This window comes from Streptomyces sp. NPDC050121 (assembly GCF_044460385.1).
GTDB classification, from domain to species: Bacteria; Actinomycetota; Actinomycetes; order Streptomycetales; family Streptomycetaceae; genus Streptomyces; species Streptomyces soliscabiei.
Genome location: NZ_JBITJV010000005.1, coordinates 145,680 through 171,419 on the forward strand (window position 1 = coordinate 145,680; position 25,740 = coordinate 171,419).

Genomic DNA, 25,740 nt, shown 5'->3' on the forward strand with positions numbered 1-25,740 from the left:
CTTTGAACCCCTCGGCGCGCTCAGTTGTCGCGCTTCTCCTTGATCTTCGCGGCCTTGCCGCGCAGCTCACGGAGGTAGTACAGCTTGGCGCGACGCACGTCACCGCGGGTGACGAGCTCGATCTTCTCGACGATCGGGGTGTGCACCGGGAAGGTGCGCTCGACGCCGACGGAGAAGGAGACCTTGCGGACCGTGAAGGTCTCGCGGACACCGGCGCCCTGGCGGCGGATCACAACGCCCTTGAACTGCTGCACACGGGAGCGGTTGCCCTCGATGACGCGCACGTGGACGTTGACGGTGTCACCCGGGCGGAAGGCCGGGACGTCGCTGCGCAGCGACGCGGCGTCGACGGTGTCGAGCAGGTGAGACATTTCGTCTGCTTTCTTCGCTGATGCCACAGGTCATCAACGGAACTAGATGTTCGAGGATTGAGTGCCGTGTGCCCGTCGAGGCGGGCGTCGTGTCCCCCTGCGGCAGGGGCGCACACCGGACGGCGCACAACAGCGACCTATTCTTCCACGCCCTCGGTCCTGCGCCAAAATCGACCGTACGGCTCGCCCTGCGGGTCGGGCGCCCAGCCCAGGATGGAGAGCATCTCGCGGTCCTTCTTGTCGAAGGTCTTCGGGTCGCAGCGCTCGATCAGGTCGGGCCGGTTGGCCGTCGTACGGCGCAGCGCTTCGTCGCGCCGCCAGCGGGCGATCTTCCCGTGGTGGCCGCTGAGCAGCACGTCGGGGATGTCCCGGCCGCGCCAGGCGGGCGGCTTGGTGTAGACGGGGCCTTCCAGGAGGTTGGCCATGACGCCAGGGGCGAAGGAGTCGTCGCGGTGGGACTCGGCGTTGCCGAGCACCCCGGGCAGCAGGCGTGCCACGGCCTCGGTGACGACCAGGACGGCGGCCTCGCCGCCGGCCAGGACGTAGTCGCCGATGGAGACCTCGTAGACGGGGATCCGAGTGGCGTACTCGTCTATGACCCGCCGGTCGATGCCCTCGTAGCGGGCCGGCGTGAAGATCAGCCAGGGGCGCTCGGAGAGTTCGACGGCCAGTTCCTGGGTGAAGGGGCGCCCGCTGGGCGTCGGGACGACGATCGCGGGTGCGCGCGAGCCTCGCTCGTAGCCGTCGGCGAGGACGGAGTCGAGGGCGTCGCCCCAGGGCTCGGTCTTCATGACCATGCCGGGTCCGCCGCCGTAGGGCGTGTCGTCGACCGTGTTGTGCCGGTCGTACGTCCACTCCCGCAGGTCGTGCACCTGGACGTCGAGCTGCCCACGCGCGCGTGCCTTGCCGACGAGGGAGACGTTCAGCGGATCGAGGTACTCGGGGAAGATCGTGACGACGTCGAGGCGCATTACGACGCGTCCTCGCCCTCGGCCTCGTCCCGTGCGGACGCGATCTCCGCGCGGTCGTCGATGAGCCCGGGCGGCGGGTCGATGATCGCCCGCTGCTCCTCGAGGTCGATCTCGGTGACGATCGACTCGACGAACGGGATCATCACCTCGCTGCCGTCGGGCCGCTCGACGATGAACAGGTCCTGGGAGGGCAGGTGCGAGATCTCGGTGATCCGGCCGACCTCGACGCCGTCGGTGGTGACCACGTCCAGGTCCATCAGCTGATGGTCGTAGTACTCGTCCTCCTCCTCGGGCAGCTCGGCCGGGTCGACCTCGGCGATCAGGAGGGTGTTGCGCAGGGCTTCGGCGGCGTTGCGGTCACGCACGCCCTCGAAGCGCAGGAGGAGACGGCCGCTGTGGACGCGGCCGGTCTCGATGGTCAGCGGGCCGGTCGAGGCCGGGTCCGTGGACAGGACGGCGCCGGGCGCGAGCCGCAGCTCCGGCTCGTCGGTGCGTACCTCGACGGTGACCTCGCCCTTGATGCCGTGGGCGCGGCCGATCCGTGCGACTACGAGCTGCACTTCTCAGAATCTCCTGTCATCACGACTACGGGCCGGGGACGGCCCAGTGGCCCTCCCCGGCCCGAGCCGGTGCTGCGAAACGCGTCAGCGGACGTGATCCACGTCGACGAGGTCGACGCGGACGCCCCGGCCGCCGATGGCGCCCACGACGGTGCGCAGAGCGCGTGCGGTGCGGCCGTTGCGGCCGATGACCTTGCCGAGGTCGTCCGGGTGCACCCGGACCTCGAGCACGCGCCCGCGGCGCAGGTTGCGCGAGGCGACCTGCACATCGTCGGGGTTGTCGACGATGCCCTTCACGAGGTGCTCAAGCGCCTCTTCGAGCATGCTGCTCAGGCCTCGGTCGGCTCAGAGGACTCGGCCGCGGCCTCGTCCTTCTTCTCAGCCTTCTTCTTCTGGGTGATGGCCTCACCCTTGCCCGAGTCGTCGCCACCGAGGGCCTCGAACGACGGGCGAGCCTTCTTCGGCTCGGCGACGAGCAGCGGCGCCGGGGCGGGCTCGCCCTTGAACTTCTGCCAGTCGCCGGTCTTCTTCAGGATGGCGAGAACGGGCTCGGTCGGCTGCGCGCCGACACCCAGCCAGTACGCGACACGGTCGGCGTCGACCTCGATGATCGACGGGTGGTACGTCGGCTGGTACTTGCCGATCTCCTCGATCGCACGGCCGTCACGACGGGTACGGCTGTCGGCGACGACGATGCGGTAGTGAGGCGAACGGATCTTGCCCAGACGCTTCAGCTTGATCTTGACTGCCACGGGAGTGGGTTCTCCTGGTTTTGACGTGATTGGGCACGGCGAGATTGCCGCGTGGGGTTGCGGTACCCGAGTGCCCGATGGACGCGTCAGCCGGAGGAGAGAGGGGTCCTGTGCGACTGTCGAGTACAGCTAGCCATTGTGCCATACCCGGCGGGTCGCCTCGGGCCGAGGGGCCGGCCGTACCCGGGCGTGCTTCAGCGGCACCCGGCGTCGGACGCGGTGAGCGCACGTCGGGTGCGCGGCCCGGCGCTGCGGGGTGCCCGCGGTGTGCGACCACCCCGCGCCTCGCCGTCGACCGGCAGCCACGAGATGCCGGTGCTGGGCCGTCCGCTGTTACGCGGCGCCGGCGATCTCCGGGATGCGGAACGGCTTGCCGCAGCCCCCGCACACGATGGGCGCCTGGGCCAGGACCGACGGCACAACCCGGACGTTGCGCCCGCAGTCGCAGACGGCCTTGACGCGGACGCCTCCGCCGGAGGAGCCGTGCCGGGCCGCGGGGCCGCGGAAGGTACGGGTGGTGTCGGAGGAGGTGGCGGCCAGATGGGCCTTGAGGGCCCGCTGGAGGCGCTCGATCGTGGGCCGGTAGCGGCGCTTGGCCTCGGGGTTGAGCGTGACCAGGGAGAAACCGCTGCTGGGGTGGGGTTCCTCGGGGTGGTCCAGGCCCATCTCCTCGGCGATCGCGAGGAATCTGCGGTTGTGGTAGCGGCCGGCGCGGGAGGTGTCGCGGACACCGCGGGCGGCGGCGATGCCATGGACTGCCTCATGGAGCAGTCGCTCGAAGGAGAGCTCGTGACCGCAGGCGGACGACGACTCCCCGATCAGGGACTCTGGCGCGGCAAGATCCGGCAGTTCGGGGTGGTACCGCTGAATGTCGGCCCACGCCTCTGCCAGCTCTGCGGCGAGAACTGGTGGTGTCTGTGTCGTGCTCACGTAATGACAACGAGCGGGGGTGCCCCTGTGTTCCTATTCCGGGGCATCCCAAATAATTTGCACGTACCCGTCAGTTGCCACTGATGCGTCCGGACGAGGGCGGGTGCGCTGATCTGCGGAGAAGCCTCACAGCTCATACCAAGCTGGTGCGTAGGCCCACGTACGCCCACCCGTCTCCCACCACCACCCTCAACCGAGGCCCTGCGGGCCACCCCCTTGGCCTGGCGCGTAGACCATGTCCGCGCGCCGGGGTACGGATGTTCCGCAGGGGCGCAAGAGGCGTTTCGGTCGCCCTCTTGGGCGAAGGGCGCTGTCTCAGTAAGCGCGCGCGACGATCGCGACGTTACCGGGAGCGTCCCCGTCGTCCGGCACCGACCCATCCTCGGCCACCAGACACCGTACGGTCAGGGACTGCTCGGCCAGTGCGGCCTCGCCCTCCTCGCCGAGGGTCGCCCACGGGATGCGCGCCCAGCCGCCGGCGACGGCCGCCTCCGCCGCCTCGGGAATCGTCGACACGTCCGTCGTCCGGGACTCGCGGCGCTCGCGGGACTGCGTCAGCAGCAGCGCCTGGTCCTCTTCGAGGATGCCCGGCAGCAGGCCCACCAGCTTGTCGATCGCCACCGGCTCCTTGCCTCCCGGGATGCGGCGGGCCAGCATCGCCGTGTCGTTCTCCAGGTCGCGGGGGCCGATCTCGATGCGGACCGGCACGCCCTTGAGCTCCCAGTCGACCGCGCGCCGCCCGAAGGGAACGTCGGTGCGGTCGTCGACCCGGACGCGGACGCCCGCCGCCTTCAGCCGGTCGCCCAGCTCGCGGACCTTGGCCAGAACCGCCTCGTCGCCCTTGATCGCCAGGACGACGACCTGGACGTGCGCCAGCCGCGGCGGCACCCGCAGCCCGTCGTCGTCGCCGTGGGTCATCACCAGGGCGCCGATCATGCGGGTCGTGGAGCCCCATGAGGTCTGCCAGACCAGCTCCTGGGCGCCGTCCTTCGACAGGTAGCGGGTGTTGAAGGCCTTGGCGAAGTTCTGGCCCAGCTCATGGCTGGTGACCATCTGCAGGGCCTTGCCGTCGCCCATCATGCTCTCGAGGGTGAGCGTGTTGATGGCGCCCGCGAAGCGCTCCTTGACCGTCTTGCGGCCGGCGACCGCGTCGATCGCGAGGACGTTCTCCAGGAAGTCGCCGTAGACCTCGCGGTGGATGTGCGCGGCGAAGTCGCGGGCCTCCTCGTAGGTGGCGTGGGCCGTGTGCCCCTCCTGCCACAGGAACTCGGACGTCCGCAGGAAGAGACGGGGGCGCAGCTCCCAACGGACCACGTTGGCCCACTGGTTGATCAGCAGGGGCAGGTCGCGGTAGCTCTGCACCCACTTGGAGAAGTACTCGTTGACGATGGTCTCGGAGGTGGGCCGGACGACCGCCGGCTCCTCCAGCTCCTTGCCGCCGCCGTGCGTGACCACGGCCAGTTCGGGCGCGAAACCCTCGACATGGTCCGCTTCCCGCGTCAGGTACGACTGCGGGATCAGCAGCGGGAAGTACGCGTTCTCGGTGCCGGTCTCCTTGATGCGGGTGTCCATCTCCGCCTGCATCCGCTCCCACAGCCCGTACCCGTACGGTCGGATCACCATGGTGCCGCGCACCGGGCCGTTGTCGGCCAGTTCCGCCTTGGTGATCAGATCCTGGTACCAGCGGGGGAAGTCGTCCGCCCGCGGGGTGAGAACGGGTGCCTTTGCCATGGCGCGATGGTACGGGTCCAGATTGCCGGAATGTGAATTCTCGCCACAGGCCCAGCCGGGCCACAAGCGGGGCCCCGAGACCCCTGGACGCCGTCGCGAACGGGGAGTTACCTGGCATACGGGGGAAGTGCGAGCGCACTGCACGGGGGCCACCTGATCGGTTACTGCGGCAACTCTCGGCGGATTGGGGCGCTTATCCATGACACCTGTGCTCGTGCGGCAGCCACTGCCTCACGCGGGGCCGACGTCCCGCGCGGACCTGGGCGCACGCGCGCGTGACTGGTCGGAGATCCAGGAGCGGATGCTGGTCCCGCTCTACGAGGCCGTCTACGAACGGCTCGACGTAGGCGTCGGCACCCGGCTCCTCGCTCTTGGCTGCGGCTCCGGGCTCGCCCTGCTGATGGCGGCCTCGAGAGGGGCGGCCGCGCTCACAGGGGTGGAGACCTCCTTCCCCGAACGGCTGACGCTCGCCCGCCGGCGACTGCTGCCGGGAGAGCCGGAGCGCTCCGCACGCGCGCGTGGAGCCGCCGAAGGCGGCCGGAACGGCGGGAACCACGACCGCATCCGGCTCACCGACCGGTCGCCCGAGGACGCGGCCGGCCTGGAGACGGCCGGATACACCCTGGTGACCGCCTTCGAGCCGATCGGATGCCTCGCGGGCGACGCGGACGGCCTCGCCGGACTGCTCGCGGCCTCGACGCCGCTCGCCGCGCGCGGGGCGCCCGTGGTGCTGGTCGGCTGGGGTCCGCCGGAACGCTGCGCCACGTCCGCGGTGTTGCGGGTCGCGGCGAAGCTGGCCGATCCGCTGCGCGACGGCACGGTCCGGCTGCGCCCGGCGCTGCGCGACGACCTGGAGGAGGTCGCCCAGCGGGCCGGGCTGAAGCCGGACGGTTCGGGGCGGGTGGCCTGCCCCTTCGGGTACGCCGATGTGCAGAGCGCCCTGAAGGGTCTGCTGTCCACGGGCCTGTTCGACGCGGCGGTCACGGCGACGGACCAGGCACAGGTCGACAAGGAACTGGCGGAGGCGCTGCACCCCTATCGGCGGCCGGACGGCACGGTGTGGATGCCGAACGTCTTCCGGTACCTGATCGCGCGCACACCCTGAGGCCTCTCACCGCGCCGAGTTGGCGGCGGGCCATCTCGTAGCACTCGTCGACGATGCCGCATCTCGTGGTCGATGCCGTCGAGGGTGGCATCAGCAGATTGGCCGGAAAGCCGTGGTGCCGGAAAGCCGTGGTGCCGGACGACCGGCTCGGCCGTGACGGTGAACGGCATGCCCAGAAAGAGCGAGGGCGCCCTTCCGGAGAAGGGCGCCCTCGCCGAACCCTCGACGACGTACTCGGGCACTCAGCCCATGAACTTCTTGAACTCGTCCGGCAGCTCGAAGTCCTGGGCACCCTGCTGCGGCAGCCCGAGCGCGTTGCCGCCCTGGGCCTGGGCCTCGCGGCGCTGGGCCGCCTCCAGCTCCTGCTGCTTGCGCTTCATCGGGTTGCCGGAGCGCTGCTTGCCCTTGGCCTGCTTGGGCTGCTTCTTCTGCCGGCCGGGGCCGCCGCCCATGCCCGGCATCCCCGGCATGCCGGGCATGCCGCCGCCCTGGGCCATCCGGGACATCATCTTGCGGGCCTCGAAGAACCGCTCGACCAGGCCCTTCACCGCGCTGACCTCGACACCGGAACCCTTGGCGATACGGGCGCGGCGCGAGCCGTTGATGATCGTCGGGTCCTGGCGCTCGCCCGGGGTCATCGACTTGATGATCGCGGCCGTGCGGTCGACGTCCCGCTCGTCGAGGTTGTTGATCTGGTCCTTGATCTGGCCCATGCCGGGCAGCATGCCGAGCAGCTTGGAGATGCTGCCCATCTTCCTGACCTGCTCCATCTGGGCCAGGAAGTCGTCCAGGGTGAAGTCCTGGCCCTTCTTGGACGCCAGCTTGGAGGCCATCTTCTCGGCCTCTTCCTGACTGAACGTCTTCTCCGCCTGCTCGATCAGGGTGAGCAGGTCACCCATGTCGAGGATGCGGGAGGCCATCCGGTCGGGGTGGAAGGCGTCGAAGTCGTCGAGCTTCTCGCCGTTCGAGGCGAACATGATCGGCTTGCCGGTCACGGAGGCGATCGACAGGGCGGCGCCACCACGGGCGTCACCGTCGAGCTTCGACAGCACCACACCGTCGAAGCCGACGCCGTCGCGGAAGGCCTCGGCCGTGTTCACGGCGTCCTGACCGATCATCGCGTCGACGACGAAGAGGATCTCGTCGGGCGAGACGGCGTCGCGGATGTCCGCGGCCTGCTGCATCAGCTCGGCGTCGATGCCGAGGCGGCCGGCGGTGTCCACGATCACGATGTCGTGGACCTTGGACTTCGCGAACTCGATGGAGTCCTTGGCGACCTGGACCGGGTCGCCGACGCCGTTGCCGGGCTGCGGGGCGTAGACGGCCACCCCGGCGCGCTCGGCGACGACGCTGAGCTGGTTGACGGCGTTGGGGCGCTGGAGGTCGGCGGCGACCAGGAGCGGCGAGTGGCCCTGCTCCTTCAGCCAGCGGCCGAGCTTGCCCGCGAGGGTGGTCTTACCGGCGCCCTGCAGACCCGCGAGCATGATCACGGTCGGCGGCTGCTTGGCGAAGCGCAGGCGCCGCGTCTCGCCGCCGAGGATCGTGACGAGTTCCTCGTTGACGATCTTCAGGACCTGCTGGGCGGGGTTCAGCGCCTTGGAGACGTCGGAGCCGAGGGCACGCTCCTTGACGTTCTTGATGAACGTGCGGACGACCGGCAGGGCCACGTCGGCTTCGAGGAGGGCGATGCGGATCTCGCGCGCCGTGGCGTCGATGTCCGCCTCGGACAGCCTGCCCTTGCCGCGGAGATTCTTGAAAGTCGCGCTGAGGCGGTCGGAGAGGGTATCGAACACGGCGACGTCGGTCCTCGGAGTCGGGGGCGGTGGGCTGCCCTCCAGGGTATCTGGCCCAGCCAAGGAATCGTCCCCGCCCGTTGCATTCAACGGACGGGGACGGAAGCCCCGCGAAGCGGGGCGCGATCAGCACCGGTGACGTGGCACGCGTCACGCCCTCAATTTCTCCTCAAGCTTCCGTGCCACGGTCACCGCCTCGTCCCCCGCCAGTGGCGCGCCCTGCGCTTGCGTCACGTAGAAGGCGTCGACGGCGTTCGCGCCCAGCGTGGAGACGTGCATGCTGCGCACCCGCACCGCGGCGTCCTCCAGCGCCGCCCCGATCCGGAACAGCAGGCCGGGTGCGTCCTGGGCGCGTACTTCGATCACCGTGGCGTGGCGGGAGGCCGCCGAAGCGACCGTCACGCGCGCGGGGGGCGCAGCCCAGCCGCGCCGCCGGGGGTAGGCGGCGTCCCGCTCGGCGAGCCGTCCGGCGATGTCCAGCGAGCCGTCCAGGGCGCGTACGAGGTCGGCGCGCAGCCGGGCCGCCTGGGGCAGCGAGCCGTACTCGGCGGCGACCCGCCAGTTCAGCAGCAGGACGGAGCCGTCGACGCCGTCCGGCAGGTCCAGGGCGCGCAGCTCGGCCGTGCGGACGGTCAGCCGGTGCATGGCCAGCACGCCGGCCACCGCGGGCAGCACGCCCGCCTGGTCCGGTACGGCGATGAGCAGTTCCACGCCGAGCGGCTCGGGATCACCGTCCGGCTGCTCCTCCGTGGGCGACTCGGTCTGGGCGCGCAGGGAGAGCACCGGGCTGCCCGTGGCGATCGCCTCGATGGCCAGCCGCTCCTGTTCGGCGGTGGGCGCGCTGTCGTCGGGCTCGTCGGGCGCGTCGCCGGCGAGGACCGCTGCGACCCGCTTGACCAGGTCCGCCACGAGCGAACCCCGCCAGGAGGACCAGGCGGCGGGCCCGGTGGCCAGCGCGTCCGCCTCGGTGAGCGCGTGCAGCAGTTCCAGTGTGCTCTGCGAACCGACCGCGTCCGCGACCGAGCGGACCGTGGCCGGGTCCTCAAGGTCGCGCCGGGTGGCCGTCTCGATCAGCAGCAGGTGGTGCCGTACGAGCGTGGAGAGGACGGCGACGTCGGCGCGGTCGAAGCCGATGCGGGCGGCGACGTCCTTGGCGATGATCTCGCCCGCCACCGAGTGGTCACCGGGCCAGCCCTTGCCGATGTCGTGCAGCAGCGCGGAGACCAGCAGCAGGTCCGGGCGGCTGACGCGACGGGTGAACTCGGAGGCGCGCACGGCGGTCTCGATGAGATGCCGGTCGACGGTCCAGATGTGCACGGCGTTGCGCTGCGGCCGGCAGCGCACCCGCTCCCAGTCCGGCAGCAGACGCGTGATCAGGCCCTCGGCCTCCAGCGCCTCCCAGACGTCGATGGTGGGCTGGCCCGAGCCGAGCAGGGTGACCAGTTGTTCTCGGGCCTCGGCGGGCCAGGGCGTGGGCAAGGGGCGCACGGTGGCCGCGAGGCGCCGTACGGCGTGCAGGGAGAGCGGGAGTCCGGCCTGCGCGGCGGCGGCCGCGGCACGCAGGGGGAGAACGGGGTCGCGTTCGGGGCGTGCGGCGCGGGCGAGCACCACCTCGCCGTCCTGCTCCACGACTCCTTCGGCCAGCGGAGACCGCTCGGCGACGGGCTTTCCGCCCCCCAGCATGGCGCGCAGCCGCGGCCGCACGGCGCGCGACCGCAGTACGCGCCCCACTTCACGCCAGGTGACATCGCTCGCATACGAGATGACCCGCGCCGCCTCGTACACCTGGCGCAGCAGCGTGTCGGCGTCGAGCAGGCCGAGCTCGGTCGCGACCTGGTCCTGCTCCTGGAGCGCGAGCCGGTCGGTCGCCCGCCCGGTCGTCAGGTGCAGGGCGTCGCGGACGTCGAGGAGTCGGCGGCGGGCGTCGTCGAGGCCCTCGCGGGGCGCGTCCGCCAGCCAGGAAGCTGCCACGGCACGCAGCGCGGTGGCGTCCCGCAGGCCGCCGCGGGCCTCCTTGATGTCCGGTTCCAGCAGGTACTGCAGCTCGCCCTGCCGCTCGGCGCGCTCGGCGCACAGCTCCTGGAGCTCGGGAAGCCGTTTGGGCGCCTGGTTGCGCCAGTCGGCGAGGACGGCCGTACGCAGTCCGGCGGTCAGGCCGAGGTCGCCGGCGAGATGGCGGGCGTCCAGGAGGCCGAGGTGGACCTTCAGGTCCTCGCCGGCGGTCTTGCGGGCCTCGGCCGGGGTGCGCACCGAGTGGTCGAGGGCGAGGCCGAGGTCCCAGACCGGGTACCAGAGGCGGTCGGCGAGGGCGGCGACCGCCTTGGGGTCCTCTCCGTCGTGCAGCAGCAGGAGGTCGAGGTCGCTGCGTGGGGAGAGCTCGCCGCGGCCGTAGCCGCCGACGGCGACCAGGGAGACGCCCTTCAGTTCCTCCGTGCCCGCCGTGAAGAGCCCGGTCAGCCAGTCGTCGGTCAGTTCCGCGAGGGCGGCACGGCGCGGCGGCCCGGACCGCGCCTCCTCGGTGAGGAGGCGCAGCCGGGCCGCCGCATAGCCGCTGGGTCCCGAGTCCTCTGCTTCTTTTCGCACGTCCGTGCTCGTCACCCAGCGACTCCTGTTCTGTTCTGCCGTCAGAGCGCGTCCGGGCCGCGCTCGCCGGTGCGGACCCGTACGGCCGTCTCGACCGGGAGGGACCAGACCTTGCCGTCACCGATCTTGCCGGTGCGGGCCGCCTTGACGATGACGTCGATCAGCTGCTCGGCGTCGTCGTCCTCGGCCAGCACCTCGATGCGGATCTTGGGGACCAGGTCGACGGTGTACTCGGCACCACGGTAGACCTCGGTGTGTCCCCGCTGACGACCGTAGCCGCTGGCCTCGGTGACCGTCAGACCGTGGACGCCGAACGCCTGGAGGGCTTCCTTGATCTCGTCGAGCCGGTGGGGCTTCACGACAGCGGTGATGAGCTTCATGCGTCCACCTTCTTGCTCTGGCCGGTGACCGCGGTCGGGAGGGCGGTCGTGCGGGCGGCGCCGCCGCCGGCCCCGCTGAAGTCGTATGCGGTCTCGGCGTGCTCGGCCTGGTCGATGCCGGCCACCTCGTCGTCCTCGGAGACCCGCATGCCGATGGTCTTGTCGAGGAGGAAGGCGAGGATCGCGGAGACCACCAGCGAGTAGGCGAGGACCGCGAAGACACCGGCGCACTGCTTCCACAGCTGGTCGAAGGAGTGGTCGCCGTAGAAGACGCCGGTCGCGGTGGACTGGCCCTTGCCGGTGGCGAAGAAACCGATCAGCAGGGAGCCGATGACACCGCCGACGAGGTGGACGCCGACGACGTCGAGCGAGTCGTCGTAGCCGAACCTGTACTTCAGGCCGACGGCCATGGCGCAGAGCAGACCGGCGATGGCGCCGACCGCGATCGCGCCGAGCGGGGAGATCGCACCGCCGGACGGGGTGATGGCGACCAGGCCGGCGACCGCGCCGGAGGCGGCGCCCAGCGTGGTGAACGCGCCGTGGCGGATCTTCTCGTAGATGAGCCAGGCGAGCATCGCGGCGGCGGTGGCGACCTGCGTGTTGACGAACATCAGCGCGCCGACGCCGTCGTCGTTGCCGAGCCACGAGCCGGCGTTGAAGCCGAACCAGCCGAACCACAGCAGACCGGCGCCGAGCATGACCAGCGGCAGGCTGTGCGGCCGCATCGGGTCCTTCTTGAAGCCGACGCGCTTGCCGATGACCAGGATCACGCCGAGGGCCGCGGCACCGGCGTTGATGTGGACCGCCGTACCACCGGCGAAGTCGATGACGCCCAGCTCGAAGGCCCACCCGCCGGCGCCCCAGACCCAGTGCGCGACCGGGAAGTAGACGACCGTGGCCCACAGGGCGACGAAGAGCGCCCACGCGGAGAACTTGACGCGGTCGGCGAGGGCGCCGCTTATCAGGGCGGGCGTGATGATGGCGAACATCATCTGGAAGACCATGAAGACGAAGATCGGGATGGTGTAGCCGTCCCAGAGGTCCGTCAGGCCGATGTTGCTGAGGCCGACCCAGTCGGAGTTCCAGCCGATGAGGCTGCCGGAGTCGGTGCCGAAAGCGAGGGAGAAGCCGTACAACACCCACAGGATGGTGACGATCCCGATGCTGATGAAACTCATCATCAGCATGTTCAGTGTGCTCTTGACGCGGACCATGCCTCCGTAGAAGAAGGCGAGGCCCGGGGTCATGATCAGCACCAGGGCGGAACAGATGAGCATGAAGCCTGTGTTCGCGGAGGACAGCTTGGGTGCCTCCGCGGCAAGCGTGATGGCTGCTGCCATCGGCGTCTCCTCGTCGTAGGTACGGCCCCGTGCGGGCGAAGCCAGAGCGGGTTCGTGAGGGGTGGGCCGGTTATGCGCCATGAGATTGACGCAGCGCGGTTTCGGTGGAGGCCCCGGGTTGTTTCGCCGCCGTGACGAAGACGCCGTGTGTGTTACGCATCGATGAACTGCCGGATTCTGCCGGATTCGATCGTTATCGTGGCGCAACCTTCGGAGAAGACAAAGAACCGGCCACGGTCGGCCTTCCGATGACCTGGCATGGGGGAGCCGAGTCGGGCAGTTCGGGAGGGTCGGCCGCGGCCGGGGTTCTAGGGTTTTGCTCGGTGGACCAGCTGGTTCAGACCGCTTCGGCCGTCTCCGGCAGCTCGATGGTGAGCCGCTCGGTCAGGTCCACGACCTCCGTGAGATCCCCGAACTCGCGCACGGCGCTGTCGACGGTTTTTCGAATACGAGTGTTGACGCGCTCGGAGCGCACCTTCTTGGCCTCCTTCATGGCCTGGGTGGCGAGGGTGGCGCTCTGCTCGGGTTCACGCTGCAGGAGATGGACCGTGGCCATGCCGATCAGGTTCAGCACGTAGGACCGCTGGTGGTCGGCGTCCCCGGCGAACTTCTGCACGGCCTTGCTCATCAGGGGCTCGGCCAGCGAGGCGTAGGTGGGGCTGCGGCCGGCGACATAGGCCAGGTCACGGAAGGAGTGGCTGTTCTCGCCGTGCAGCTCGGCCTCGGAGAAGAACTGGATCCAGTCGGGGTCGGGCTCGTCCCACTCGTCCGCCTCGGCGAAGGTGTCCTCGGCCATCCGCACCGCCCGCTTGCACCGCCCGGGCTGCCCCATGTTGGCGTAGGCGCGGGCCTCCATCGCATACAGCATGGACTGGGTGCGCGGGCTCGCGCAGTCCCGGCTGCCGTACTGCGCGAGGTGGATCAGCTCCAGCGCGTCCTCGGGCCGGCCGAGGTGGATCATCTGGCGGCTCATGCTGGACAGCACGTAACTGCCGAGGGGCCGGTCACCGGCCTCCTTGGCGGCATGCAGGGCGAGGACGAAGTACTTCTGCGCGGTCGGCTGGAGCCCGACGTCGTAACTCATCCAGCCCGCGAGCTCCGCCAGCTCGGCGGCGACCTTGAAGAGCCTCCTCGCGGTGGCCCCGGGCTGGGGCTCCTGGAGGAGGTCCGTCACCTCGTGCAGCTGTCCGACGACCGCCTTGCGGCGCAGACCGCCGCCGCACTGCGCGTCCCATTGGCGGAACATCACGGTGGTGGACTCCAGCAGGTCCAGCTCGGGCCGGGAGAGCCGGCCGCGAGCCCGGCTGGTGGGGACCGAGTCGGGTTCCGCCGGCGGGGCGGGCGGCGAGGGGACGAGCCAGCGCTGCATGGGCTCGATGAGGGACGGTCCCGCGCACAGGGCCAGCGAGGTCCCGAGGAAGCCGCGCCGCGCGAGCATCAGGTCGCTGCGCGAGAACTCGCTGAGCTGGGCGACCGTCTGCGGGGCCGTCCACGGCAGGTCGACGCCGGTCGCCGAGGGCGCATGGCGCGCCGAGCGCAACCCGAGGTCCTCGACGGAGACGACACAGCCGAACCGCTCCGAGAACAGCTCGGACAGGATCCTGGGGATGGGCTCTCGGGGGTTCTCGCCGTCCAGCCAGCGGCGCACGCGCGAGGTGTCTGTGGAGATGTGGTTGGCGCCCAACTGGCGTGCCCGACGGTTGACTTGACGGGCCAGCTCACCCTTCGACCAGCCGCTGCGCACGAACCACGACGTGAGCAGCTCGTTCGGGCGCTTGTCCGCGCTCGCAGCGTTGTTTCCGCTTCCGCCGTTGCCGCCCACTGGAACGCCCCCACTCCCTGAGACCACTTGTCACTGAGTGCGCCAAGCCTTATCAGAATGCCGGTAAATACGGCCTGCCGTCCGGTACTTGTCACCCTTCGAACGGAGAGCCGACTTGCCTCCGGCATACCCATGGGCGCATGTGCCTCCAGGACCTGCACACTCAAAGTAATCCCACGATCACGCCCCCAGCCATGGCGATCCCGGAATCGCCACCATTCGCCACCCCTTCGGATGAACTGCCGTTGACCTGTACGCGATTCACTTGACACTGAACGGCCTGGAATGAGCGGAGCGAAGCATTCGGGGGCGCACGCGGTCGAGCACACCACCCGGGGCGCTTCAGGGCGCTGCCCGCACAGGGCGGCCACGGGGCAGTGTGAGCACGCACAGTTACGACATGCGTCCATTACGTAACCGCTGGCGCGTCGGACCCGTTGGAGGGGGCATGGGCTTCACGATCGGCGGCATTCGCGAGATCCGCTCCGGCGCGCGCAGGCGCGGTCGCTCGTCCGAGTGCACCGCCGTCGCCGAGTTCACGGGACTGTGGGGCTGGGACGCGGTGCCGGGCGCACGGGCCGCGGCGGGCGTCTGCTCGTGTGGGCGCTCCACGTGCGGCGAGCCCGGCGCGCATCCCCTGGGGTTCGCCCCCCGGGTCCCCGCCGGAGCCACCCTCGACGACGTGAGCAGGACCTGGGGGGAATTCCCTGGGGCCGCGGTCATGCTGCCCGTCGGGCGTGCGTTCGACGTGATCGACGTCGCGGAGCCCGCCGGCCGCCGCGCCCTGGTCCGCCTGGAGCGCATGGGCCTCCCGCTGGGCCCGGTCACCGCCACTCCCGAGGGCCGCACCCAGTTCTTCGTCGCCCCCGGCGCCGCCGCCGAGCTGACCGACCTCCTCTACCGCATGGGCTGGGACGACCCGGCCGCCCTCGACCTGCGCGGCCTCGGCCCCGGTACGTACATCACGGCCCCGCCCTCCGACCGCGGCGGCCTCGGCCCGGTCCGCTGGCTGCGCCCACCCGCCCTGGACTCGGCGACCCGACCCCCACAGGCCCGCCTGCTGCTCGGGACGCTGGCGTACGTCGCCCATCGGTCACGGGCGTAGCCGCACCCAACACACCGCACGCACCGCACGCACCGGCCGAAACGGTCGTACACGCCGAAGCGCCCGCTCCTACTGCAGCTGGGGCGGGCGCTTCTCGCGGTCGTGCCAAGGTCGGTAGGGGTCGGTCAGTCTCCGATAAGGGCGTCAACGAACGCCTCCGGCTCGAACGGCGCCAGGTCGTCCGCGCCCTCGCCGAGTCCGACGAGCTTGACCGGGACGCCGAGCTCGCGCTGGACGGCGACCACGATGCCGCCCTTCGCCGTACCGTCCAGCTTGGTCAGGACGATGCCGGTGATGTCGACGACCTCGGCGAAGACCCGGGCCTGGACGAGGCCGTTCTGCCCGGTGGTGGCGTCGAGGACGAGCAGCACCTCGTCGAGCGGGGCGTGCTTCTCGACGACACGCTTGACCTTGCCGAGCTCGTCCATGAGCCCGGTCTTGGTGTGCAGCCGTCCGGCGGTGTCGATGAGGACGACGTCGACGCCCATCTCCTTGCCCTCCTTCACCGCGTCGAACGCGACGGAGGCGGGGTCGCCGGCCTCGGGGCCGCGCACGGTGTGGGCGCCGACCCGCTCACCCCAGGTCTGGAGCTGGTCGGCGGCGGCGGCGCGGAAGGTGTCGGCGGCGCCGAGGACGACGGTCTGCCCGTCGGCGACGAGCACGCGCGCGAGTTTGCCGGTGGTGGTGGTCTTGCCGGTGCCGTTGACCCCGACGACCATCACGATGCCGGGCTTGCGGTCCTCGGGCTCGGTCTTCACGGTGCGGTCGACCTCGGTGCCGACCAGCTTGAGCAGCTCCTCGCGCAGCAGGGCGCGCAGCTCCTCGGGGGTGCGGGTGCCGAGCACCCTGACGCGCTCGCGCAGCCGCTCGACCAGCTCCTGGGTGGGGGTCACGCCGACGTCGGCGGTGAGCAGCGTGTCCTCGATCTCCTCCCAGGTGTCGTCGTCGAGGTGCTCGCGTGAGAGCAGCGTGAGCAGCCCTTTGCCGAGGGCGTTCTGCGAGCGGGAGAGGCGGGCGCGGAGGCGGACCAGCCGCCCCTCGGTGGGCTCCGGGATCTCGAGCTCGGGGACCTCGATGACAGGCGGTTCCTCGACGGCGACGCCGGTCGAGCCGCCGTCGGGAAGATCCACCTCCTCGATCGTGCGGCGCGGTTCGTCGCGCGGTGTCTCGGCCTCGTCGCCGACGTGCGGTTCGGCCGGAGGGGCGGTGAGGTCGGGCGCGGTGGGGGGCGGCGGGGGCAGCGACTTCTTCCGTCGACTGCCGACGACGAGCCCGCCGAGCACCGCGAGCACGACCACGGCGATGACTACAGCAAGGATGACGGTTTCCATAACAGAGCCCAGTATGCGTGACCCCTCCGCGCCTGGGCGGGTGGCGGCACGTCCGAACGGCGGCATGCCCTGCTCGTCGTGCGGGCGTGCACTGCCTCTGGTTACCTGACGCCTCGTCAGCTACCGTCCCCCTGCACCAGCACCCCATCCGCCCGGCGAAGGGGCCTCCCATGCCCGTCACCGTCGTTCGTTTCAACCTCGTCGCCCCCGGTGCGACCCCCGCCGAGCTCGGCGAGCGTTACCGGGCCGCGCTGGAGATGGCCGCGTATGCCGACGAGCACGGGGTGACCCTCGTGCAGACCGAGGAGCATCACGGCGTCGAGAACAACTGGCTGCCGTCGCCGTTCGCCTTCGCGGGCGCGGTGCTCGGCGCGACCCGACGGCTGGCGGTGACCGTCTCCGCCGTCATCGGCCCGCTGCACGACCCGCTGCGGCTCGCCGAGGACATCGCCGTGCTCGATCTGCTGAGCGGCGGCCGGCTGGTCACGGTCGCCGGGATCGGCTACCGGCCCGAGGAGTACGCGCGGGCCGGGGTGGACTGGAAGCGGCGGGGCCGGCTTCAGGACGAGCTGTTGGAGACCGTGCTGAAGGCCTGGACCGGCGAGGAGTTCGAGTACCGCGGCCGTACGGTACGGGTCACCCCGCGCCCCGCGTCCGATCCGCACCCCCTCCTTCTGGTCGGCGGCTCGTCGAAGGCCGCCGCCCGGCGGGCCGCCCGGCTCGGGCTGCCGTTCTTCCCGAGCGCGCACCTGCCGGAGCTGGAGGCGTACTACAAGGAGCGGCTCGTGGAGTACGGGACGTCGGGGTGGACGATGATGCCGGGCGCCGAGACGCCGCTGCTGCACATCGCCGAGGATCCGGACCGGGCGTGGGCCGCGTACGGCGGTCACTTCCTGCACGAGGCACGGACGTACGCCTCCTGGCAGTCCGGCGAGATCCGCTCGGCGGTGAAGTCGGGGGCGATGACGGTCGAGGAACTCCGGGACGAGGGCGTGTACCGGATTCTCACGCCGGACGCGTGTGTGGCGCAGGACCTCGACAATCTGGTCCTGCATCCGCTGGCGGGCGGGATGCCGGTGGCGGAGGGATGGCGGAGTCTGCGACTGTTCTGCGAGGACGTCCTGCCCCGGCTCGGGGGGTGAGCCGGGGCAGTACGTCCTACGGGTGTCGAGGAGCGGGCGGCGGGGACTCGGCCCGGCTCCTCGAGCTCGAAGGGAGCCTCCTGTACGAGGCTCAGCCCATCTCCTCCAGCGCCTTGCCCTTCGTCTCCTTGACGTACTTGAGGACGAACGGGATGGAGAGCGCGGCGAAGACCGTGTAGATCACGTAGGTCACGGAGAGGTTCCAGTCGGCCAGGGACGGGAAGCTCGCCGTGATGGCCCAGTTGGCGATCCACTGTGCGGAGGCGGCCACGCCCAGGGCGGCGGCGCGGATCCGGTTGGGGAACATCTCGCCGAGGAAGACCCAGACGACGACACCCCAGGACAGGGCGAAGAAGAGGACGAACACATGGGCGGCGATCAGGGCGATCCAGCCCTGCGTGGCCGGGAGTTTGCCGTCGACCAGGTCGAAGCTGAACGCCCAGGCCTCCAGCGCGAGGCCGACGACCATGCCGACGGAGCCGATGAGGGCGAGCGGCCTGCGGCCGACGCGGTCCACGAAGATCATCGCGATCACGGTGCCGACGATGTTGATGATCGAGGTCGTGAAGGAGTAGAAGAACGAGTCCGTCGGGTCGACGCCGACGGACTGCCACAGCGTCGAGGAGTAGTAGAACGCGACGTTGATGCCGACGAACTGCTGGAAGACCGACAGGCCGATGCCGATCCAGACGATCGGCTTGAAGAAGAAGCCGCCGCCGAGCAGGTCCTTGAAGGTGGACTTGTGCTCGCTCTTCATGGCGTGCTCGATCTCGGTGACGCGGACGTCCAGGTCGGAGCTGTTGCCCTCGACCTCTTCGAGGATCTCGCGGGCGCGCTCGTGCTTGCCGACGGAGATCAGGAAGCGGGGGGACTCGGGGATGACGAAGGAGAGCAGGCCGTAGAGGACGGCCGGGACGACCATCACACCGAGCATGACCTGCCAGGCCTCCAGGCCCATGAGCTTGCCGCGCTGGTCGCCGCCGGCGGAGTTCAGCAGGCCCCAGTTGACCAGCTGCGAGATGGCGATGCCGATGACGATGGCGGCCTGCTGGAAGGAGCCGAGGCGGCCGCGGTAGGCGGGCGGGGCGACCTCGGCGATGTAGGCGGGGCCGATGACGGAGGCCATGCCGATGGCGAAGCCGCCGACGACGCGCCACATGGCGAAGTCCCAGAGCGCGAAGGGCAGGGCCGAGCCGACGGCGCTGACGGTGAACAGCACGGCGGCGATCTGCATGACCCGGATGCGGCCGATGCGGTCGGCGATCCGTCCGGCGTAGGCGGCGCCGATGGCGCAGCCGATCAGGGCGATGGCGATGACCTGCGCCAGGGCCGCGGAGCCGACGTCGTAGCGGTCCCTGATCGCCTCGACGGCGCCGTTGATGACAGAGCTGTCGTAGCCGAAGAGGAAGCCGCCCATCGCGGCCGCCGCCGCGATGAAGATGACGTGCCCGAGATGATCGGGGTGAGCCGTCCGGGTTCCTGACTTTGTTGGCTGCGCTGTGGTCACGTTCCACTCCCTCGTGGGACCCCCAGATAGGTGGTACCTGAAGGTAAATTCGACGTTCCAGAGACTATGCCTTCAAGTCTCAAAATCAAACGGAGGGAATTGTGAGATCACAGACACGAAAGGGTCACATTCGTTCACTTCTTGAACGCATGGTCAGCGGAGGCGCTGGCTGATCACCTTCGAGACACCGTCGCCCTGCATGGACACGCCGTACAGCGCGTCGGCGACCTCCATCGTGCGCTTCTGGTGCGTGATCACGATCAGCTGCGAGGACTCCTGCAGCTCCTGCATGATGCGGATGAGCCGCTGCAGGTTGGTGTCGTCGAGGGCGGCCTCGACCTCGTCCATGACGTAGAACGGGCTGGGTCGGGCCTTGAAGATCGACACCAGCATCGCGACGGCGGTCAGCGACCGCTCACCGCCGGAGAGCAGGCTGAGCCGCTTGACCTTCTTGCCCGGCGGCCGGGCCTCCACGTCCACACCCGTGGTGAGCATGTTGTCGGGATCGGTCAGGATCAACCGGCCCTCCCCACCCGGGAACAGCCGGCTGAAGACCCCCTCGAACTGTCTCGCCGTGTCCCGGAACGCCTCGGTGAAGACCTGCTCGACACGCTCGTCGACCTCCTTCACCACCTGAAGCAGGTCGGCGCGGGTTTTCTTGAGGTCCTCCAACTGCTCGCTGAGGAACTTGTGCCGTTCCTCCAGCGCGGAGAACTCCTCCAGGGCCAGCGGGTTCACCTTGCCGAGCTGCTGATACGCCCGCTCGGCCGCCTTCAGCCGCTTCTCCTGCTCGGCCCGCACGAACGGCCTCGGCTGGTTGCGCGGATCCTCGGGGTCCTCGGGGAGCTGCTCCCCTTCGGCGGGCGGCGAGGGCGGCACGAGCTGATGCGGCCCGTACTCGGAGACCAGCCCGGCGGGCTCCACGCCCAGCTCCTCCAGCGCCTTGGTCTCCAGCTGCTCGATCCGCATCCGCTTCTCCGCGCCGAGCACCTCGCCCCGGTGGACCGAGTCCGTCAGTTTGTCGAGCTCGGCCTTGAGATCGCGCCCGGCGGAGCGGGCGGCGGCCAGTTCCTGCTCGCGCCGCGCCTTGGCCGCGTCGGCCGCGACCCGCTCCGCCTCGGCGCGCCCGAGGGACACCTCGACGTGTGCGAGCAGCTGCCGCGCGCCGGAGCCCACGGCCTGCGCGACGGCGGCCTCGTGCCGCAGCCGCGCCCGCCGCTGCTCGGCACGCGCGCGTGCCTCGCGTTCCGCCCGCGCGGCCCGGTCCAGCGAGTCGGCCCGTCCGGCCAGCCCCTTGACCCGCTCCTCGTGCGTACGGACCTGGAGCCGCGCCTCCATCTCGGTCTGGCGGGCGTTGGCCCCGTCGGCGGCGAGCCGGTCCCGCACGGAGGTGTCGGGCTCCTCCTCGACCGGCATCTCCTCGGCGACGGCCAGCCGTTCGGCGAGCATCTCGGCATCTTCTACGGCCTTGTCGAGCGCCTCCTGCGCCCGCGCCGCGGCGGCGGCGGACCGCTCGGCCTCGCCCGCGGCGCCCCTCGCCTGGCCCGCGAGCCGCCCGAGCTGCTGGGCCACGGCCGACTTCTCCCGGTCGGCGGCCCGCCGCCGCTCCCCCAACTCCTCGACGAGCGCGGCGGATTCCTTGCGCCGCTGGCCGGCCGCGTGCTGCGCCCGGGTCAGCTCCTCGCACCGCACGGCCAGCTCTTCGAGCTCGGCGGCGGCCTCGTCGACGGACGCCTGCACCTCCAGCAGCGACGGCGCCCCGGCCGACCCCCCGTGCGCGAAGTGCGCCCCGAGCAGGTCGCCCTCGGCGGTGACGGCGGTGAGCTCGGGCCGCGCGTAGACGAGTTCCTCGGCGTCCTCCAGCGTGCCGACGACGACGATCCCCCGCAGTAGCCGCCGCACCGCGGGCATCAGCTCGGCGGGGCCACGGACAAGATCGGCGGCGTACGGCGGGCCGTCCGGCCGGGGCTCCTGCGCCGCGGCCTCGGGGGCGCCGCTGAGCAGCAGCGGTGCCCGGCCGGCGTCCTGTTTGCGCAGGAGGCGAATCGCTTCGGCGGCGGCGGACGGGGTGGTCACGGCGAGGGCGTCCGCCGCGGCCCCGAAGGCGGCGGCGAGCGGGACCTCGTATCCCGGGGTCACCGTCAGCAGTTCGGCCGCCGGGCCCAGCAGGCCGCCGAGGCGGTCCCGGGCGCCGAGCAGCGCGCCCGTGCCGTCCTTGCGGCGCAGGCCCAGCGCCAGCGTCTCGTGGCGGGCCTGCGTCGCGGCGCGCCGGCGTTCGGCTGTCGTGGCCGCTTCGCGGGCGGCGGTGAGGGCGGCCTCCGCCTCGGCGAGTCGCCGCCTGGCCGTCTCATGCTGTTCGCCCAGTTCCTGGTCGCCGGCGTCGAGGCCGTCGACCTCCGCCTTCAGGGCCTCGTACTCCTCCTGCGCGGTGACGGCCCGTTCCTGGGCCTCGTCACGGGCGGCGGCCAGGCGGTCGATCTCGGCCTGGGCGGAGGCGGCGCGTGAACGGGCCGCGTTGACCTGGCCGTTCAGCCGGGCCAGGCCCTCGCGGCGGTCGGCGATGGCCCGGGCGACGTCCTTGAGGCGGCGTTCCTCGGCGGCGAGCTCCCGCTCCAGGTCGGCGCGGTGGGCGACGGTGTCGTCCAGAGCGTGCTGGGCCGCTTCCAGGGCGGCCTCCAGTTCGGCCTCCTGCTCGCGGACGCGTGCGGCCTCCCGCTCCATGTCCTCGGGGTCACGCCCGCGCCGCTCCTCCGGGGGCGTGGAGGTGGCGCTCTTCACGCGCGCGTCGGCGAGCGAGATCGTGCCGCGGACGCGTTCGGCGAGCTGGGACAGTTCGTACCAGGTCTGCTGGGCGCGCTGGAGGCGCGGCGTCAGCTGCCGGACCTCGTCCTCCAGGAGGGCCTCGCGCTGGAGGGCCTTCCTGAGCTCCTGCTCGGCGGCTTCCTTGCGCTCCTTGAGAGCGGCCTCGTCGGCGACCTCGGTCCGCAGAGCCTCCCGCAGCCGTACGAGATCGTCGGCCAGCAGGCGGAGCCGGGCGTCCCTGAGGTCCGCCTGGATGACGGCGGCCCTTCTCGCCACCGCCGCCTGGCGGCCCAGGGGCTTGAGCTGACGCCGGAGTTCGTCGGTCAGGTCCTGCACCCGCGCGAGGTTGGCCTGCATCGCGTCCAGCTTGCGGAGCGCCTTCTCCTTGCGCTTGCGGTGCTTGAGGACGCCCGCCGCCTCCTCGATGAAGGCGCGGCGGCCCATGGGATCGGCGTGCAGGACGGAGTCGAGCTGGCCCTGGCCGACGATGACGTGCATCTCGCGGCCGATGCCGGAGTCGGACAGCAGGTCCTGGATGTCGAGGAGGCGGCAGGTGTCACCGTTGATCTGGTACTCGCTGCCGCCGTTGCGGAACATGATCCGCGTGATGGTGACCTCGGCGTACTCGATGGGCAGCGCGCCGTCGGAGTTGTCGATGGTCAGGGACACCTCGGCGCGGCCCAGCGGAGGGCGCCCGGTGGTGCCGGCGAAGATGACGTCCTCCATCTTGCCGCCGCGCAGCGACTTGGCGCCCTGTTCGCCCATGACCCAGCTGAGGGCGTCGACGACGTTGGACTTGCCCGAGCCGTTCGGACCGACGACACACGTGATCCCCGGTTCGAACCGGAGCGTGGTCGCCGAGGCGAACGACTTGAACCCCCGGAGGGTCAGGGCCTTGAGGTGCACGGCGCTGGACTCTACCTTCCGGGGGTGTCTCACTCCATGAACCCGCGGTTTCACCCATGAACGCGCAGGGCACACCAAACGTTAAGAGACTGAAAGGGTGCGCGGGGGAGCGAAAGTCGGGGCATGGAGCAAGGGCTGGAAGACGGGGGCGGGAAAAAGCAAAGAAAGAAGGGACGCCGAAGCGTCCCTTGCAAACTCTGACAACTTAGCGGTCCGACGCGGTTGATATGAGCCGCCCGACCACTGCGTGTGCCGTTGTGCAGCGGTGCAGCGATCAGGTGAGCGCAGGCTCCGCCTGGCGTGCGTCGATGCTCTCCAGAAGCGAGTCGTGAGAAGCGGCAGCCGTCAGCGCGTCGTTCTCGGCCTGGATCCGTCCGAGCTCGGATTCCAGGTCCTGTACACGCTGCTGGAGCCGTCGCATCTCGGCGAGGAGTCGCGGGTCGGAGCCGCCGACGTAACCGAGAAGCGCCTTTGCCATGATGGATGGTCCTCCACACTGAGTGACCGACCGAAGCGGTGTGGGTCGTGAGGGATTCGCACCCGCGGTGCTTGGCAGGATCTTGTTCGTGCTGCCGTTCATCCATGCCAAACAGCTAAGGTGCGCGGGGTGCTTTCAGCGTCTCACCAAAAAGTTTGACGGTCAACACGATCACGCCCCGTATTGGCGGGCATCCCAGTGGCGCGCGGCCGAAACGGCGGCGCTGCGGCTCCTGCGGGGACCTCGAGGCGTGGCGATCATCCTTACGTGCGGAGCCTCCCACCGCAAGGAGTTCTTGGCAACCACCTGGCCCTTTCTGCTGGGGGCAGGTGCCAGTGGCATGTCCCTCCGCTTACCCGGGCCCGCTTCGCGCGGACTCCTCAGCGGATCGCGAAGCCGTCGTAGCCGCCGCGCGGTGTGTCCCAGATCTCGGTGACTCCGTCCACGCGCCCGGGCGTGTCGTCACCCAGGAGCCACCCCAGCAATCCCTCGCACCCCTCACGAGTCCCCTCCGCGACGACTTGAACCCGTCCGTCGGCCAAATTGAGAGCAAAACCACTCAGGCCGCCGATCTCCAGGGCCTTGGCCCGCGTGAACCAGCGGAATCCCACGCCCTGGACGCGTCCGCGCACCCAGGCGACCAGCCGTACATCCTCGCTCATGGGTGCAACCTAACCGGGCAAAGTCACTCGAGGCACTTCCTCCCTCAGCCCCATGCGGTACCGTCCCCACCCAATGATTCTCATTTGAAACTCACTCGATCGAGTGAGTCAGGTTGACCAGAAGGCCCAGTAGGCGCGCGACGCCCCGGGCCGCGGCCGGCCGTTGGGAACACCGCTCGGACGAGGAAGGCAAGGACATGGGACGCCACCGACGCTCCGCCGCCGGCCGCGCCGCCACGGGCCGCGCCACGGGGGTCACACAGACGCACGGCTCGCACGCGGACAGTAACAACCCACAGGACTCGTACGCCGACGACCGCCCCACGATGGGGATCGCGCCGTATCTGAACCCGGAGGCCTACGCCGACTCCGTCGCGAAGAGCCAGGAGTACCTGTTCGCCACGGAGGACAGGTACGGCCACGGCGGCTACGGCCGCGACGAGTACGGCCACGCCGACACCGCCATGTTCGCGGCCGACGGCTTCACACCGGGCGGCGGCGCCGGGCCCGCGGGTCCGGGCCGGGGCGGCGCGAGCCGACGCCGGAAGAAGAGGGTCGTCACCCCGGTCAAGTCGGGTCTGCTCGGGGTGTCCGCGGCGGTCGCCATCGGCACCGTCGCCGTGGCCACGGGCGTGGTGCCCGGCCTCGACAGCTACCGGATCGGCGGCGACAGCGGTTCGGGCGACAAGGTCCAGGCCGCCGCCGGCTCGCCGACCAACTCCGCCTCCGAGCAGGGCGGCACGTCCGGCTCCGCCGACACCGAGCGCGGCTCCACGTCGACCAGCCGCGACGCCGGCCGGTCCGCCTCCCCGTCCCCCGCCTCTCCCACCCCCTCCACCTCCACCTCGTCTGCGGCGCCGACCAAGACAGCCACCGAGAAGCCGGAGGCCACGGAGACCACGCCTTCGAAGGAGCCGCGGAGCACTGCGTCCAAGTCGAAGAAGACGGTCACCAAGGCGCCGCAGAGGGCCGAGTCGCCGGTGACGGTCTCGGCCGAGACGCAGGCGGCGGCCGAGGTACTGAAGCTCGTCAACGAGGAGCGGTCCAAGGTCGGCTGCAGCGCCCTCTCCGCGAACAGCGCACTGTCGAACCTGGCCAAGAAGTTCAGCGACGACATGGCGGCGCGAGGCTTCTTCGACCACACCGACCCGGACGGGGCGACCCCGTGGGACCGGGCGGCCAAGGCCGGCATATCCGACGTCGGCGGCGAGAACATAGCCCGGGGCCAGGCCGACGCGGCCGCGGTCATGGAGGCCTGGATGAACAGCCCCGGCCACCGGGCGAACATCCTGAACTGCGACTTCAAGACGCTGGGCGTCGGCGTCCACTTCGGGTCCGGCGGACCCTGGTGGACGCAGGACTTCGGGTACTAGGCGCGCGCGACGGACCTCGCAGAAACGATCAAGCAGCCGGAGACCGGCCGGCGACGAAGGCGCGGGGTCCCTCGGTCGACAGCTGAGGCGCGGCCC

21 protein-coding genes are annotated in these 25,740 nt (G+C 70.7%); 4 read left to right on the forward strand and 17 right to left on the reverse strand.

The window, feature by feature from the left end:
- Positions 1–20: 20 nt before the first annotated feature.
- The 7 genes from rplS to proS all read right to left on the reverse strand — a co-directional run bounded on the left by rplS (position 21) and on the right by proS (position 5,315).
- A complete protein-coding gene (rplS, locus tag ACIBTS_RS10275) occupies positions 21–371 on the reverse strand; it encodes a 50S ribosomal protein L19 (protein WP_030943163.1) in 351 nt (116 codons plus the stop codon).
- A gap of 137 nt (positions 372–508) precedes the next feature.
- On the reverse strand, positions 509–1,342 hold the full coding sequence (trmD, locus tag ACIBTS_RS10280) for a tRNA (guanosine(37)-N1)-methyltransferase TrmD (protein WP_399318166.1): 834 nt from the start codon (positions 1,340–1,342) through the stop codon (positions 509–511).
- Complete coding sequence (gene rimM / locus ACIBTS_RS10285; RefSeq protein ID WP_079659229.1) at positions 1,342–1,902, reverse strand: ribosome maturation factor RimM; 561 nt, start codon at positions 1,900–1,902, stop codon at positions 1,342–1,344. The genes trmD and rimM overlap by 1 nt, the downstream gene beginning before the upstream one ends.
- An 84-nt stretch (positions 1,903–1,986) precedes the next feature.
- Positions 1,987–2,226: an RNA-binding protein gene (locus tag ACIBTS_RS10290; RefSeq protein ID WP_003973401.1), complete on the reverse strand. Its 240-nt coding sequence runs from the start codon at positions 2,224–2,226 to the stop codon at positions 1,987–1,989.
- A 5-nt stretch (positions 2,227–2,231) separates the two neighbouring features.
- A complete protein-coding gene (gene rpsP, locus ACIBTS_RS10295) occupies positions 2,232–2,654 on the reverse strand; it encodes a 30S ribosomal protein S16 (protein ID WP_079659230.1) in 423 nt (140 codons plus the stop codon).
- A gap of 333 nt (positions 2,655–2,987) precedes the next feature.
- Complete coding sequence (locus ACIBTS_RS10300; protein WP_079659231.1) at positions 2,988–3,584, reverse strand: hypothetical protein; 597 nt, start codon at positions 3,582–3,584, stop codon at positions 2,988–2,990.
- Positions 3,585–3,899: 315 nt separating this feature from the next.
- Entirely contained in the window at positions 3,900–5,315 is a 1,416-nt protein-coding gene (proS, locus tag ACIBTS_RS10305; RefSeq protein WP_399318168.1) for a proline--tRNA ligase, read from the reverse strand.
- Between the two features lie 199 nt (positions 5,316–5,514).
- Here proS and ACIBTS_RS10310 point away from each other — a divergent pair, with 199 nt between their 5' ends.
- Positions 5,515–6,420 carry an SAM-dependent methyltransferase gene (locus tag ACIBTS_RS10310; protein ID WP_399318170.1) on the forward strand — a complete coding sequence of 302 codons (906 nt, stop codon included), beginning with the start codon at positions 5,515–5,517 and terminating at the stop codon, positions 6,418–6,420.
- A gap of 242 nt (positions 6,421–6,662) precedes the next feature.
- On the opposite strand, the gene ffh is transcribed toward ACIBTS_RS10310, so the two are convergent.
- The 5 genes from ffh to ACIBTS_RS10335 all read right to left on the reverse strand — a co-directional run bounded on the left by ffh (position 6,663) and on the right by ACIBTS_RS10335 (position 14,338).
- Positions 6,663–8,213 (reverse strand): signal recognition particle protein, encoded by a 1,551-nt coding sequence (gene ffh / locus ACIBTS_RS10315; protein WP_334576907.1) that lies wholly within the window; start codon positions 8,211–8,213, stop codon positions 6,663–6,665.
- Positions 8,214–8,363: 150 nt separating this feature from the next.
- On the reverse strand, positions 8,364–10,811 hold the full coding sequence (locus ACIBTS_RS10320; protein WP_319670425.1) for a [protein-PII] uridylyltransferase: 2,448 nt from the start codon (positions 10,809–10,811) through the stop codon (positions 8,364–8,366).
- A 26-nt stretch (positions 10,812–10,837) separates the two neighbouring features.
- Positions 10,838–11,176, reverse strand: a complete 339-nt coding sequence (locus ACIBTS_RS10325) for a P-II family nitrogen regulator (RefSeq protein WP_003997576.1) — start codon at positions 11,174–11,176, stop codon at positions 10,838–10,840.
- Positions 11,173–12,516, reverse strand: a complete 1,344-nt coding sequence (locus ACIBTS_RS10330; RefSeq protein WP_399318173.1) for an ammonium transporter — start codon at positions 12,514–12,516, stop codon at positions 11,173–11,175. The genes ACIBTS_RS10325 and ACIBTS_RS10330 overlap by 4 nt, the downstream gene beginning before the upstream one ends.
- Before the next feature lie 337 nt (positions 12,517–12,853).
- Positions 12,854–14,338 carry a hypothetical protein gene (locus ACIBTS_RS10335; protein ID WP_399318175.1) on the reverse strand — a complete coding sequence of 495 codons (1,485 nt, stop codon included), beginning with the start codon at positions 14,336–14,338 and terminating at the stop codon, positions 12,854–12,856.
- A 448-nt stretch (positions 14,339–14,786) separates the two neighbouring features.
- Here ACIBTS_RS10335 and ACIBTS_RS10340 point away from each other — a divergent pair, with 448 nt between their 5' ends.
- The gene (locus ACIBTS_RS10340) at positions 14,787–15,443 is read left to right on the forward strand and encodes a bifunctional DNA primase/polymerase (protein ID WP_399318176.1); all 657 of its coding nucleotides are present in this window, start codon (positions 14,787–14,789) and stop codon (positions 15,441–15,443) included.
- A 125-nt stretch (positions 15,444–15,568) separates the two neighbouring features.
- Here the strand turns inward: ACIBTS_RS10340 and ftsY are convergent, their stop codons facing one another.
- On the reverse strand, positions 15,569–16,774 hold the full coding sequence (gene ftsY, locus ACIBTS_RS10345; protein ID WP_399318178.1) for a signal recognition particle-docking protein FtsY: 1,206 nt from the start codon (positions 16,772–16,774) through the stop codon (positions 15,569–15,571).
- Between the two features lie 170 nt (positions 16,775–16,944).
- Here ftsY and ACIBTS_RS10350 point away from each other — a divergent pair, with 170 nt between their 5' ends.
- Positions 16,945–17,916 carry an LLM class flavin-dependent oxidoreductase gene (locus ACIBTS_RS10350; RefSeq protein ID WP_079659243.1) on the forward strand — a complete coding sequence of 324 codons (972 nt, stop codon included), beginning with the start codon at positions 16,945–16,947 and terminating at the stop codon, positions 17,914–17,916.
- A 91-nt stretch (positions 17,917–18,007) separates the two neighbouring features.
- Here the strand turns inward: ACIBTS_RS10350 and ACIBTS_RS10355 are convergent, their stop codons facing one another.
- The 4 genes from ACIBTS_RS10355 to ACIBTS_RS10370 all read right to left on the reverse strand — a co-directional run bounded on the left by ACIBTS_RS10355 (position 18,008) and on the right by ACIBTS_RS10370 (position 24,271).
- Positions 18,008–19,423 carry a sugar porter family MFS transporter gene (locus ACIBTS_RS10355; protein WP_399318179.1) on the reverse strand — a complete coding sequence of 472 codons (1,416 nt, stop codon included), beginning with the start codon at positions 19,421–19,423 and terminating at the stop codon, positions 18,008–18,010.
- Between the two features lie 153 nt (positions 19,424–19,576).
- Positions 19,577–23,131, reverse strand: a complete 3,555-nt coding sequence (smc, locus tag ACIBTS_RS10360; protein WP_399318181.1) for a chromosome segregation protein SMC — start codon at positions 23,129–23,131, stop codon at positions 19,577–19,579.
- Positions 23,132–23,405: 274 nt separating this feature from the next.
- Complete coding sequence (locus tag ACIBTS_RS10365; RefSeq protein ID WP_079659246.1) at positions 23,406–23,609, reverse strand: hypothetical protein; 204 nt, start codon at positions 23,607–23,609, stop codon at positions 23,406–23,408.
- 380 nt (positions 23,610–23,989) lie between these two features.
- The gene (locus ACIBTS_RS10370; protein ID WP_079659247.1) at positions 23,990–24,271 is read right to left on the reverse strand and encodes an acylphosphatase; all 282 of its coding nucleotides are present in this window, start codon (positions 24,269–24,271) and stop codon (positions 23,990–23,992) included.
- A 197-nt stretch (positions 24,272–24,468) separates the two neighbouring features.
- Between ACIBTS_RS10370 and ACIBTS_RS10375 the strand changes: the two genes are divergently transcribed.
- Complete coding sequence (locus ACIBTS_RS10375) at positions 24,469–25,644, forward strand: CAP domain-containing protein (RefSeq protein WP_399318184.1); 1,176 nt, start codon at positions 24,469–24,471, stop codon at positions 25,642–25,644.
- Positions 25,645–25,740 lie beyond the last annotated feature (96 nt).

Bases quoted from the DNA above. Each gene is read 5' to 3' on its own strand.
- ACIBTS_RS10330 (WP_399318173.1), bottom strand. From the start codon at position 12,516: ATGGCAGCAGCCATCACGCTTGCCGCGGAGGCACCCAAGCTGTCCTCC.
- rplS (WP_030943163.1), bottom strand. From the start codon at position 371: ATGTCTCACCTGCTCGACACCGTCGACGCCGCGTCGCTGCGCAGCGAC.
- ACIBTS_RS10340 (WP_399318176.1), top strand. From the start codon at position 14,787: ATGGGCTTCACGATCGGCGGCATTCGCGAGATCCGCTCCGGCGCGCGC.
- ftsY (WP_399318178.1), bottom strand. From the start codon at position 16,774: ATGGAAACCGTCATCCTTGCTGTAGTCATCGCCGTGGTCGTGCTCGCG.
- ACIBTS_RS10310 (WP_399318170.1), top strand. From the start codon at position 5,515: ATGACACCTGTGCTCGTGCGGCAGCCACTGCCTCACGCGGGGCCGACG.
- trmD (WP_399318166.1), bottom strand. From the start codon at position 1,342: ATGCGCCTCGACGTCGTCACGATCTTCCCCGAGTACCTCGATCCGCTG.
- proS (WP_399318168.1), bottom strand. From the start codon at position 5,315: ATGGCAAAGGCACCCGTTCTCACCCCGCGGGCGGACGACTTCCCCCGC.
- ACIBTS_RS10365 (WP_079659246.1), bottom strand. From the start codon at position 23,609: ATGGCAAAGGCGCTTCTCGGTTACGTCGGCGGCTCCGACCCGCGACTC.
- ACIBTS_RS10350 (WP_079659243.1), top strand. From the start codon at position 16,945: ATGCCCGTCACCGTCGTTCGTTTCAACCTCGTCGCCCCCGGTGCGACC.
- ACIBTS_RS10375 (WP_399318184.1), top strand. From the start codon at position 24,469: ATGGGACGCCACCGACGCTCCGCCGCCGGCCGCGCCGCCACGGGCCGC.
- ACIBTS_RS10325 (WP_003997576.1), bottom strand. From the start codon at position 11,176: ATGAAGCTCATCACCGCTGTCGTGAAGCCCCACCGGCTCGACGAGATC.
- ACIBTS_RS10370 (WP_079659247.1), bottom strand. From the start codon at position 24,271: ATGAGCGAGGATGTACGGCTGGTCGCCTGGGTGCGCGGACGCGTCCAG.
- ACIBTS_RS10290 (WP_003973401.1), bottom strand. From the start codon at position 2,226: ATGCTCGAAGAGGCGCTTGAGCACCTCGTGAAGGGCATCGTCGACAAC.